The sequence below is a fragment of the Pseudomonas sp. 210_17 TE3656 genome (genome assembly GCF_054821965.1).
In genome coordinates this window covers 5,475,939-5,488,364 of record NZ_JBTRBC010000001.1, presented here as the reverse complement: position 1 = coordinate 5,488,364, position 12,426 = coordinate 5,475,939, and the positions used below count along the sequence as shown (strand labels likewise).

The window sequence follows — 12,426 nt, the reverse complement described above, 5'->3', positions numbered from 1 at the left end:
CCATAGAGCAATTCCTGCAGGGAGGCAGGCCTATGACCTTGGTAATGGAAAATCTGACTCGTTTTGAGCGTATTGAATGTTCGAGGGTCAATGCCAGTGGTGTCCGCTACCCCAAGCATACCCATGAAGAGTATGTGCTTAGTGCCAACCTCAGCGGGGTTGAGCGGATCTGGTACAACGGCAGGCAGCAAGCGGTGGCAGCGGGCGAGGTGACGCTTTACAACCCGATGACCGTGCAGGCGTCGGAGTTCTGCGGGGAGGGCGCACAGTTCATCAGCGTGCATCTGGACGGACAGCAAGTGCGCAGCATTCTCGACCAGACCGCGAGCGTCAATGGCCTGCCCACGTTCCAGGAGGGCGTGATCGAGGATAGGGCGCTGTTCCGCGCTATCCTCGACCTGCATGAGCAGCTGAACGCCAGCGGCCGTGACGAGGCATTGCTGGTGCTGTTCAGTGAGCTGGCGCGTTTTCGCACCACGCCAGACACTGCCGACGAGCCATTGCGGGTGGCACAGTTGATCCGTTTCATGAAGGCCAACTTATACGAAGCGATCGCGCTTGAAGACCTGTGTGCTGAAGCCAATCTGTCCAGGTTTCATCTGGTGCGAAGCTTCAAGACCCTGAAAAACCTTCCTCCGATGCAATATTTCAAGCAGTTGCGCCTGATCGAAGCGCGCCGGCGTCTACGCCTTGGCGACGCGCCAGCACGCATCGCCGTCGACCTGGGTTTCTTCGACCAGGCCCACCTGAGCAATGCGTTCCGCAAAGTGATGGGCGTCTCGCCGTCGAGCTACAGCTCAATGCTTGGCGTAGTCGGGGCACGTTAAGAGCCGTCAGCCAGAAACTGGGGTAGAGTGCTCACCAATCTCTGCCCATACGTTGTTTGAAGAATGAATCGTCCGCTGTTTGTTTCGCTAGACGGGCCCAAGGGGACCGGAAAAACCACACTGTTGGAGGCCGTTACGAAAGTACTGAGGTCAGACAACAAAAAGGTGATCCGTCTTTGCGAGAAAAAAAGCGATCCCTACAGGGGTGAAACGATGGCCCTGGTGAACACATTCGTCAGAAATCCCACCCGGGATCTGGAGTTGGGGATTTGTGAGCGCTTTGCAGATAGCCGGACCTGGATTTCCCGGCACGTGCTGGCTAAACAGCCACCAGACAGCATCGTCCTGATCGATCGCTGGTACCCGTCTGATGCCGCGTTTCGCCGGATGGTCCCGTTTGCAGAGATTCTAAAACTGAACATCGATCGCAACGTGCAAGTGCCAGACCTGCATGTCGGGGTTGTTACCGACCCTGAAGTTTCATGGCTGAGGGCAGCGGCACGAACGCGCGGGCTGAGCAGTACTGTGATGCACAGGCTGGAAGAACATGTCGCTTGTACCAAGGCGTTCGAGCGAGCGGTTGCAGATCACGGCTGGGTTTTATGCCGTAATGAAGGAACGATCGAGGACGCAACGATGCAGGTGGTTTCGGAGATCTATAGCGTCCTTCGATCTGCATGATTCAACGAGGCAGGTCCCCAATGTTCTGGCTCTGCTGCTCAAGGCCTGCGGTAGGGCCGCGAACCGGTCTGCTCGGTAAGCCCCGGGTTTCCCGTCGGCCAGACGGTCATGGCGGATCGCCTTGAGGGGGCTATCGTTGCTTGTCTGGGCAACGACTACCGACCGAGGGCGGAGCCATGAACACCAGTGATTTACTCGAACAGTTACTTCGGGCCGGGCAGGGCTCGCAAGCGCAACAAGGGAGCGGCGGCATGTCTTCGCAAGACGGCCTGGGCGGTTTGGGCGGCTTGCTGGGCGGTCTGCTTGGCGGCGGCAGTGCGACGGGTGGTGGTGCTGGCCTTGGTGGTTTACTTGGCGGCCTGCTGGGTGGCGGTGGTGGCGGGAGCGCTGGCGGCCTTGCCCAGGGGCGCTCCGCGGGTGGCACCAACTATGCGGCCCTGGCGTCGTTGGGCATGATGGCGTTCCAGGCCTATCAAAGCTGGCAGCGCAGCCAGGCGACAGCCCCGCAACAGGCGGTGCGTACTGTCGATCAATTGTCCGGCCCCGAGGCCGAGGACCACAGCCATGCCATCTTGCGCGCGCTGATTGCGGCAGCCAAGGCTGACGGTCGCATCGACAAGCAAGAAGAACAGTTGATCTACGCTGAAATCAAACGTCAAACCAGCGACCCGCAGCTGCAGCAATGGCTGGATGAGGAAGTCAGCAAGCCACTCGATGCTGCCGAGGTGGCTCAGTCGGCCCAGGACCCGGCCATGGCCGCGGAAATGTACCTGGCCAGCGTGATGCTGGTGGATGACCAGCAGGACGCAGAGCGGGCCTACCTTGACGAACTGGCCGGCGCACTGCAAATCGATCCGGCATTGCAGGCGCACCTGGAACAGCAGGCCAAGGGAGCCGCCTGACCGGGCTGAGATGCCTGCGCTCTTCATCAATCTGAAGCCAGCGCAGGCAAGGCCCGGGAGATTGCATGAGTCAATCAGTCGGCAGCGTGATGGTCTCGTCGAGCGCATAAGCTGCTTGAATCGGATCGAAGTATTCCCGGATAAACCAGCCCACGTGACCCAACACCTCATCTCGGCCCGTTAAGTGGGCTGAATGCCCTAGGCCCGGGGTGTAGGGGAGCTCCCAGACAATGTTGTCCGACAAGTGGCGGTATTGAGCATCGCGTCTTGTTGTACAAAGCGGTCGATCAGCCACCGTCCAGCGGGCCCCGGTGGTAAATCCGTGCGGTAGATGACGTCGAAGTCATATTTGCCACTTTGGTATTCCGGGATGTTCAGCTGCACGAGCCGGCCGCTCTCCAGGTCTTCCTGGACCATCGGCGCGGGCATGTTTCCCCAACCGATACCTTCACGCAGCAGCATATGCTTGGCGCCCAGGTCCGCCAGGCGCCAGGTGCGGTTGCTGAGCACGGCGAAATCCTTGTCCTTGGTCAGGACTGACCGATCGGACAACACCAGCTGGGTGAACTCACGAGCGGTGCCCGGCACCGTCGCGTCGCTTGATGCCAGTGGATGATTCGCAGCCGCCACCGGAATCAACTCCACGCTGCCGACGGCAATCCTTTCGATGCCGTCGATGCCTTCGTTCATGGGGCCACTGACACCGACGACTGCACCACGGTTGATTACCAACTCGGTGACCGCGCCGAGGGCTTCCATATGCAAGTGCAGGGCAACCGTCGGGAATTCTTCGCGAAAGGATTTCAGCGCATCGACCACACGTTCCGGGGGCAGCATCACATCGAGCACCACGTGAACTTCGGCTTCGAGCCCTTGAAGTAGCCCCTTCACTTTGGCACGCAATCCAAGCACACCGTTGGCGATGGTTCGGGCCTCGGCCAGCACCGTACGGCCAGCGTCGGTGAGCTGGGGTTTACGTGTCGTCTGGCGGTCAAACAGGGCGACGCCGAGCTGCATTTCCAGGTTGGCAATCGAATAGCTGATGACCGACGTGGCCCGATGCAGTTTTCTGGCAGCCGCGGCAAAACTGCCGACTTCGACAACGGTGAGGAACACACGCAGTTGGTCGAGCGTGGGTGTTCCGGGATCAGAAATCATGCCTATTTCCTCGAACGTAATGGTCAATATTATCCCGGTACTTCTAAAAGTCTCATCAGTCTAGATTGCCCGCTCGACTCACGGTTTCAACCAGATCCACAGGGAGACTGAAATGAAGGCAATAAAAAACTGGAAGGCTGCGCTTTGCGTCGCCCTGGTGTGCGTCAGCGCTTTGGCCAGCGGCAGGCAGGTCGAACAGAACAAACGAGATGTCGAGCTCTGGTATAACGCGTTCGACCAGAACGACCCCAGCCTGCTTGAGCGCATAGTGAGCAAAGACTGGATCGATATTCCCGCTGCCGCCGACCAGGCTCCAGGCCCTGAGGGGGCCAAAGAGGTGCTGCATCATCTGCACAGCACGTTCTCGGACTTCAGCATCAAGATTGAAGAGGTGCTGCAGGACGGCGACAAAGTCATCGTGCGCTCGCGCATTTCCGGGATTCAGACGGGTGTGTTTGTCGGTGTGGCGCCCAGCGGTAAACGCATCGACATCATGGCCACGGATATCCATGAATTCAAAAACGGCAAAATCGTCCGTACCTGGCACATGGAAGACTGGATGACTGGATTGCATCAGCTTGGTGTGCTGAAAAAGTGAAGCGCCGGCAGGGTGAGCAAGGCGCCCGAAAAGGGGCAGAGCGCAGTCAGTGACGGTCGGATCGCCGACTGCGACATCCTACTTACGCAAGGTTACTTGCCAACTTATTCGAACCTAATGATCTAAATTAGTCGGCTATTCAGATGAGGCGGCGCAGCGCAAGATTTCTTCACTGCAGCGATTCATGGTGAGTCGCGCACATTTTGAAGGAATTATCTTATGGCTGCTTCCGCAAACACCGTTCACTCCAGCACTACTGAAAAGAACGCTTCCGAGTTGACTCAAGCCTCGGCTTCGTTGGTTGGCCGTGTACTGCTCAGCGCCATCTTCATTCTCTCCGGCTTTTCGAAGCTTGCCGCTCCGGCGATGATGGTCGGCTACATCAGCTCTGTGGGCCTGCCACTTCCGCAACTGGCGCTGGCGCTGGCGATCATTGTTGAGATCGGTGGCGGCCTGGCGCTGGTCGCCGGTTATCGCACCCGCACCGTTGCTGCGCTGCTGGCGGTGTTCAGCGTGTTTACCGCGCTGGCGTTCCATAACGCCCTGGGTGATCAAAACCAGTTCATCCACTTCTTCAAGAACATCGCAATGGCCGGTGGCCTGCTGCACATCGTGGCCTTCGGTGCCGGTCGCTTCAGTCTCGACGCCCGCCGTCGTTGATACCCCGCCCCAGCGCCTGGCGCTGGGTAGCGACGCAAAAACCGGTCTTGCACCGGTTTTTGCGTTCTCTTACCTCTTTAATGCATGTGCGCTGGCGGGGGGCAGCAGGGCTATCACCTATGCTTTGAGCACTTAATGGACGAGCCAGGAATAAATCTGATGGCGACAGTGCTCATTGCCGACGCTATGCCGATCGTGCGTAGCGCGCTGCGTAACCTGTTGGCGGACCTGGGACACGAGGATGTCCATGAGGCGGCGGACGTACCCACAGCGCTGACGTTGACACGCCAGTGCAATCCGCAACTGGTGATTCTGGAGATCGCCTTGCCCGGGCCGGGTGGACTGGATCTGTTGCGCCGCCTGCGCGCCCGCGATGGCAACCAGAAAGTGCTGGTCTATAGCTTCCAGAACCCTGCGCACTTTGCCCCGCTGTGCTTCAAGGCCGGCGCCAGTGGTTTTGTTGGCAAACACGAGGACATGACCAGCCTGCGCAAGGCGATAAGTGATGTCTTGGCGGGCCGTGGTCATTTCGCCCGCGAGCACATGCAACCGGGTGGCGGCAGTGAACTGGATAACCTGACGCCACGCGAGTCGGCCGTGCTGCAATTGATCGCCGAAGGGCGCTCAAACCTGCGCATTGCCGAAGAGCTGCGCATCAGTTTCAAAACCGTCAGTACCTACAAGGCGCATCTGCTGGAAAAGCTCCATGTTAGCTCGAACGTGGAGCTGGCCGAAATTGCTCGCCGCAACGGCTTGGTGGCGGGCCAGGAACCTGCCGCGGGAGCGGTGACCGCCGATGCGATTCCGGCGGAGCTGGGCCTGTTACGCAACCTGGTGGATGCCGCGCCCAACCCCATGTTCGTGCGAACGACAGAAGGGCAACTGCTGTTTTGCAATCAGAAATTCCTCGATTACTACCGCATCACTGCCGAGGAAGCCCTGGGATCGGGTTTTACCGAGGCCCGCTGGTTTTCCCAGGCCGTGCGCAAAACGCTCCCCGAAGGCTTTGCCCGCATTGCGCTTGAAGGCGTGCCGTTGGCGGTCACCACACGGGTGGAAATTTTTGGCGAAGCAAGGGTTATGCATTACTGGATGGTGCCCTACCGTGATAGCCAAGGGCGTGCGTGTGGTGTACTGGGCGGGTTACAGGATATCACCGACAGCGAAGGGCAACTGGTGACCTTGCGTGATCAATTGCTCGTCGCCGAAGCTCAGGCACGACGGCAGGCGGATTTCTACGAAGCGTCATTGCGCGAGTTGGCAGGGTGCATCGACGCCCTGGCGTTGCATCCTGCCACACCAGGGCTCTCCAGCCTGACCGGCCGCTTGAAGCGGTTGGAGCGTCTGTACCAATTTCAGGAAAGTTCGCGCGCGCCGCTTGCTCAAGCCTGCGACCTGCCTGCGTTCATCGGTCGCTGCCTCATCGGCCACCCGCAGTCGCTGTTCGGCGTTCAGCGCATCGATACCCGGCGGGTATGGCTGGATACCGAGGTTTTCAGCGACTGGATGACGACAGCCATCGGCTTGTTTCGGGGCGACGCCGACAACCCGGTCTGGATCCATCTGGATATGTGCGTGCGCGGGCAGGGGCAGGTGCAGGCGAGGCTGGAGCTGTCTGGGCATGCCGGGCCGCAGAGCATCATCGACTTAAACCACTGCCAGCGTGTGGCGCAGTACCTGCAAGGGAAGTTTGTCCACGGCCGCCATGAGCAAGGCCTGGCGATCGAGCTGGAACTGACCCTGCCCCAGGCCGGTTCGCCATGAACGATTGCGGAATAACTCTGATAGCGGCTTCAGGAGGACTCTGAGTTCATTCTGGCAGGGGGGCCAATAGCATGTAGGCAACTCGAATCCTTTCAGGAGTTGCCACCATGATCCGCCGCTCGCACCGCTCCACCTGCTGCCGCCCTGGCGTTCTTTGCGCGCTGGCCCTGGCCCTGCTTCTCGATGCTGGCGTGGTCATGGCCGGTCCCGCCAGTACAGTGCAACCCTCGTTACCGCCCAGCGTTGCGGCCCAGCCGCTGGTGCTGCAGGCTCATGCGCGATTGCTGGCAGGTGATCTCATTGCCGCTCAGGCGCTGCTTCAGCAAGCTGGTGCTCAAGGGCAGGGCGGTAACCGCGCACTGGCCGAGCAGGCCTTCATCGAAGACGCCAGCGGTCGCCACATGCGTGCGCGGCAATTCTATGACGCCCTCAAGGGTAGTGATCAGGTGCAGTTAATCGCCGTTCCGGCAGCGGTGAACCTGGCCGAACTCGGTCGTTTCGACGCGTCGCGCAAAGCCTTCGAGCAGTTGCGCCAGCAGGCTGCCAACGCCCAGGTGAAAGGCTACGCAGGCCTCTGGAGCCTGTGGCTGACGGCACGTACTGCCAGCGACGCCGGGGTGAAACCCGAAGTCATCCGCGCCCGGTTGCAGAAGCAGGCCCGGGCCATCCAGCCGGCCACCGCGCCACAGCGCGCGTTACTTGCGCTGTATCAAGGCAAGTCCGACATCTCCGCAGTATTTGCCGACATTGATGAACTGCAGGCGCCTGACGCTGTGAAACGTGATCTGCGCACCGAAGCAGGGCTCTTTGCCGGTGGCTACCTCGACTACGTCCGTCAGGACCATAGCAGCGCGTTGCGCACCTACCAGCGAGCCCTCCAGCAGTCGCGCCCCACCGCGATCGAACGCCCCCTGCTGATCCAGACCAGCCGCGCCCTGCAGCTTTCTTCGCGCTGATTCATTCCCCCTGATTTTTTACTACTCAGCCCAGGGTTCAGCCCTGGCGGGAGCCCCTCATGAACAGGATTTATCGTCTTGTATGGTCCAGAACCCAGCACTGCTGGTGTGTTGCCTCGGAATACGCCCGCAGCGCCGGCAAGGGTGGCCGCACACTGGCCGTGCTCGGCCTCTGTGCCTTGAGCGGGCTGTACGGTATGGATGTTGAGGCCGCAGCGGGTTCCGACACCGAACGCGCCGTTTCAGGAAACGCGGGCCTGTACGTCAACGACAGCAGTGACTCGGCATGCGTGTTCGTCCACGACACTGATGTCAGCGGCGACATGGGCTGGAAGTATGATGGCAACAACAGCAATTGCGAGTCCAGTGACAAGGCGGGCCAGACCGGGCGCGTGCTCTTCTACGGTAACGGCACACAGGGCAGCGATTCGCTGACCCTGGGCAACGAGCTGTACGTCAATGGCGGCCGTATCGGGCTGAACAACCGGATTGATGGCAGCAACTCACTGGCCATCGGCAATGTCGCTACTGATGCGCAAGGTACTCAACTGGGTACCCGCGCCCTTGCCCAGGATTCGGTAGCGATCGGCAACGATGCGCTGGCCAGCGAACAGAATGCCCTGGCTCTGGGCACCCAGGCTCAGGCAGTGACTCAGGGCAGTGTGGCTTTGGGGGCCGGCTCGGTGGCGGCTACCGCCGCCGGCGTTGCCGGCTTTATCCCTGGCGGCGCCACTGCGCAGCAGGCCAATGCCATTAATGCCACCCAGAGCACCCTGGGTGCCGTCGCCGTGGGCGATGCCGCCAGCGGTCAGTTCCGCCAGATCACTGGCCTGGCTGCCGGTAGCCAGGACAGCGACGCGGTGAACGTGGCGCAGCTCAGCAGCGTAGGCAACACGCCGATAACCTTCGTTGGTAATTCCGGCTCGGTGGACAAGCAACTGGGCGATACCTTCGTTATCCAAGGCGCTGCGCTCACGGCGGGAAGCTACTCGGGCAACAACTTGAAGACCGAAGTGGACGCCGGTGGCAGCCTGCAGGTGCAGATGGCCGACAACCTCGTGCTCGACTCGGTGACCACCGGCGATACCTGGGTTGGCAGCAACGGCCTGACCATCGCTGGCGGCCCGAGCGTGACCACCAGCGGCATAGATGCGGGTAGCCAGAGGGTCATCAATGTCGCCGCTGGCGATATCAACTTCGGCTCCCTTGACGCGGTGAACGGTTCGCAACTGGCTGCGACCAATCAGCAGGTGGACCAGAACAGCACCCAGATCAGCAACTTCACCAACAACATCAACAACGGCAGCATCGGTCCGGTGCAGCGCACCGGCACGGATATGCTGTCGTTGATCGCGGCGGGTGGCGACGCCTATTCGCCGGGGGCTGCGCAGACACTCAACAACGTGGCCAACGGTGGGGTTTACCTGACCTCTACCGATGCGATCAACGGTTCGCAGTTGTATACCCTGGCCAACGCCACCAGCAACGCACTGGGCGGCGGTTCAGCGGTCAATCCCGACGGTTCGATCTCGGCGCCAAACTACAGCCTCGATGGCATGACGGTGAACAATGTCGGGGATGCCATCACCAACCTCGATGGCCGCGTGATAGAGAACACCAGCAACATCTTCGCCCTGCAGCAGGACGCGCTGCAGTGGAACGGCATGCTGGGCGCTTACGATGCCAGCCACGGCACGGGAAGTGCGCAGAAGATCAGCAACGTTGCAGCTGGTGAAGTCAGCGACATCTCCACTGACGCGATCAATGGATCGCAACTGCACGCCACCAACCAGCAGGTGGAGCAGAACACCACCGACATCAGCAACGTCACCAACAACATAAACAACATAAGCAACGGTTCGCTTGGCCCTGTGCAGCGTACGGGTACCGATCAACTGTCACTGATTGCCGCCGGTGGCGATGCCTATGCACCAGGCGCCGCGCAAGTGCTGACCAACGTTGCTGCCGGCGCGGTGAACGAGCACTCCACCGATGCGGTCAACGGCTCGCAGCTGAATGCAACCAACCTGCAAGTGGACGCCACTGCTACCAACGTCACCAACCTCGACGGCCGTGTGACCAATGTAGAAGGTAACGTCACAACGCTGCAGGGCGATGTCACCGATCTGGGCGATCATGTCGAGAACATCTACAACCAGGGCACCAAGTACTTCCACGCCAATTCCACCGGCCCCGATTCAGCCGCCACCGGCGCGGATGCGGTCGCTATCGGCACGGGCGCGACCGCCAGCCATGACGGCAGCATCGCCCTGGGTGCCGGCGCCGTTGCAGACGGCAGCACGCTCGGTCACCAAGCCTACCTGGTGGGCGGCACGGCCACGGGTGAAGTCAATATCGGCAGCCGTCGCATCACCGGGCTGTCGGCTGGCTCGGAGGACACCGACGGGGTCAACGTCGCCCAGCTCAAAGCCATCACCAGCGGGGCGGTAGCGGATGCTGTGATGTACGACAACAGCAGCCACAACAGGATCACGCTGGGCGGTACGACTTATAACAGCGTGACCAAGAGCGGCGGCAGCAAAATCACCAACGTCGCTCGTGGCGAGGACGACAGCGATGCGGTGAACCTGTCTCAGCTCAACGAGACCAACACCCGGGTCACCAATATCGACGGTCGCGTTACTGCAATCGACGGCACGATCACCACCATCAACAACGGAGGCGGGATCAAGTACTTCCACGCCAACTCGACCAAGCCCGACGCTATCGCCAGCGGTGTTGACGCAGTCGCAGTCGGTCCGAACGCCCAGGCCAGCGGCAACGGCTCGATGGCCATGGGCGAGGGCGCCAGTGCCACGGCTGATGGCAGCGTGGCCCTTGGACAGGGTGCCAGCGACAACGGCCGGGGTGCGCAAAACTACACCGGCAAGTACTCCAACGCCGCTAACGCCAGTGTCGGGACTGTCTCGGTGGGCAATGCCGCTACCGGTGAAACACGCACCCTCAGCAACGTTGCCGATGGCAAGGAAGCCACTGATGCCGTCAACCTGCGTCAGCTCGACGGCGCGGTAACGGAATCCAAGCAGTACACCGACAACTCCATCCACAACGTCAACAGCGAAATCGCCAACGTCACCACCAACGTCAGCAACCTGGATAACCGGGTGGGCCATGTTGAGGGCGACGTGAGCAATGTGCAGAATGGCACCGACGGCATGTTCCAGGTGAACAACACCAGCAAGCAACCCAAACCGCGCCCTACAGGTGCCGACGCGGTTGCCGGCGGGGCAGGGGCGCAGGCGTCTGGCGCCAACAGCGCGGCAATCGGCACCCGTTCGCGGGCCAGTGGCCGCAACGCCACGGCGGTGGGTAGCGATGCCCAGGCCCAGGCCGACAACTCGGTCGCGCTGGGCGCCAACTCGGTGGCCGAGCGCGCCAACAGTGTCTCCGTCGGCAGCGCCGGTAACGAGCGGCAGATCACCCACGTGGCTGCGGGCACGGCGCCGACCGATGCGGTGAATGTCAAGCAGCTGCAGCAGAGCATGGGCGACATTTCCAACCAGTTCTATGACTACACCGATGCCCGCTACAACGCGTTGCGCCACGACCTGAAGAAACAGGACGACATCCTCAGCTCGGGCATTGCCGGCGCCATGGCCATGGCCACTCTGCCGCAGCCTTACTCGGCAGGGGCCAGCATGGCTGCCGCAGGGCTTGGCAACTATCGCGGGCAAAGCGCGCTGGCAATCGGTGTGTCGAAAATTTCCGACAACGGCAAGTGGGTGACCAAGCTGCAAGGCAGTACGACCAGCCAAGGTGATACCGGCGTGGCCGTCGGCGTCGGTTACCAGTGGTGAATGTTCCTGTCCGTGCCCGGCTTCGGCCGGGCCGTTGCGAGGTGCTCAAAATGAGAACGCTGAACCAGGTTAATACCCAACCCGCCCAGGTGGCGACATCCGGTCACAGAGAGCAACGCAGCATGATTACCCAGCGTAAATGGCTGGCCACCATGCTCCTGCCATTCTGCCTGTTGGCCGGTTGCAATGGCGTCGACCACGCGCCCACGCAAGCGGGCGCCACGTCGAAAGCGGAAAACCTCGGCAACCTCGACTACCCGGCACTGCCGGTCATTCGCAATGCGGTGTTCAGCATGACGCCCCTGGTGGACGGCAAGCGCAACCCCGCAGTGATGCAGCAGATCTGCGGGCTGGCACGGGGCGAGGTGGATCGTGCCGAGGTTGAACGCTTCGTGACCGGCAGCGGGGAAACCATCGAAAATCTGAGAAAAAAAGGCGGCGTTACAGCCTTGCTGGTCAACGACAACCAGAAGGGCCGGGAAATCGCCTGCGCCGCGTACCTGGCGACCGCACCGCTGGTGCAGGTCGATGGCCGCGAGTTTATCAGCGCGAACAAAGGTACTGACGGCAAGCTGCAGGTTGACCCGGCGCGCCTGAGCGAAGTGATGGCAGTACGTTTGGCCCTGGCCCGTACCGACGCCGAATACTTCACCCTGATCGCGCAAAAGCTGCAGCAATCCCCGGGGCTGACCGACGCGCAATACCATGCGCGCACCCGCGCCTTGTTCGCCGAACTGGCTCCGGCCTTTCTGAAACGCGTGAAGCAGCAAATGCCTTTGCCGGGCACCTATTTCAAGCTCAAACAGCTGGATAAACAACGGTTCGCGTTCAGTTCCGCGAACGGTGCCGAATACGAGTACAGCACCGACGGTATGGTGCTACGCCAGGACAACATCACCTGGTACGGCGAAGGACAGCTGATGGGCCAGCGGCGGGCGCTGAATATCGCTTACTACCCCGAGGAGGTCACCCGGCGTGTCAGGTAGCCAGTGACGGTCTACGTATTTGCTCGATGGCTAATGTTCCGATTAAGCTGGCGACAGGGCTCTCTCAAGGATCGAT

Annotated in this window: 10 protein-coding genes; 9 read left to right on the top strand and 1 reads right to left on the bottom strand. The window is 60.9% G+C overall.

Annotated features, from left to right (window positions below):
- Positions 1-44 precede the first annotated feature (44 nt).
- The 3 genes from ACVI9W_RS25130 to ACVI9W_RS25120 all read left to right on the top strand — a co-directional run bounded on the left by ACVI9W_RS25130 (position 45) and on the right by ACVI9W_RS25120 (position 2,410).
- Positions 45-827, top strand: a complete 783-nt coding sequence (locus ACVI9W_RS25130; protein WP_461531665.1) for an AraC family transcriptional regulator — start codon at positions 45-47, stop codon at positions 825-827.
- Between the two features lie 63 nt (positions 828-890).
- On the top strand, positions 891-1,508 hold the full coding sequence (locus ACVI9W_RS25125; protein WP_461531664.1) for a dTMP kinase: 618 nt from the start codon (positions 891-893) through the stop codon (positions 1,506-1,508).
- Between the two features lie 176 nt (positions 1,509-1,684).
- A complete protein-coding gene (locus ACVI9W_RS25120) occupies positions 1,685-2,410 on the top strand; it encodes a tellurite resistance TerB family protein (protein WP_461531663.1) in 726 nt (241 codons plus the stop codon).
- Positions 2,411-2,608: 198 nt separating this feature from the next.
- Here the strand turns inward: ACVI9W_RS25120 and ACVI9W_RS25115 are convergent, their stop codons facing one another.
- A complete protein-coding gene (locus tag ACVI9W_RS25115; protein WP_461531662.1) occupies positions 2,609-3,568 on the bottom strand; it encodes a LysR family transcriptional regulator in 960 nt (319 codons plus the stop codon).
- Between the two features lie 112 nt (positions 3,569-3,680).
- On the opposite strand from ACVI9W_RS25115, the gene ACVI9W_RS25110 reads away from it, so the two are divergent.
- The 6 genes from ACVI9W_RS25110 (at position 3,681) to ACVI9W_RS25085 (ending at position 12,350) form a co-directional block, all read left to right on the top strand.
- Positions 3,681-4,166 (top strand): ester cyclase, encoded by a 486-nt coding sequence (locus ACVI9W_RS25110; protein WP_461531661.1) that lies wholly within the window; start codon positions 3,681-3,683, stop codon positions 4,164-4,166.
- Between the two features lie 219 nt (positions 4,167-4,385).
- Entirely contained in the window at positions 4,386-4,826 is a 441-nt protein-coding gene (locus ACVI9W_RS25105; RefSeq protein ID WP_461531660.1) for a DoxX family protein, read from the top strand.
- A gap of 159 nt (positions 4,827-4,985) precedes the next feature.
- Positions 4,986-6,590, top strand: coding sequence for a response regulator (locus ACVI9W_RS25100; protein ID WP_461531659.1), 1,605 nt, complete (start codon positions 4,986-4,988; stop codon positions 6,588-6,590).
- A gap of 107 nt (positions 6,591-6,697) precedes the next feature.
- Positions 6,698-7,546 carry a hypothetical protein gene (locus ACVI9W_RS25095; RefSeq protein WP_461531658.1) on the top strand — a complete coding sequence of 283 codons (849 nt, stop codon included), beginning with the start codon at positions 6,698-6,700 and terminating at the stop codon, positions 7,544-7,546.
- Between the two features lie 59 nt (positions 7,547-7,605).
- Positions 7,606-11,364 carry a YadA-like family protein gene (locus ACVI9W_RS25090; protein ID WP_461531657.1) on the top strand — a complete coding sequence of 1,253 codons (3,759 nt, stop codon included), beginning with the start codon at positions 7,606-7,608 and terminating at the stop codon, positions 11,362-11,364.
- A 50-nt stretch (positions 11,365-11,414) separates the two neighbouring features.
- Entirely contained in the window at positions 11,415-12,350 is a 936-nt protein-coding gene (locus ACVI9W_RS25085; protein ID WP_461531656.1) for a hypothetical protein, read from the top strand.
- The last annotated feature ends 76 nt before the right edge of the window (positions 12,351-12,426 follow it).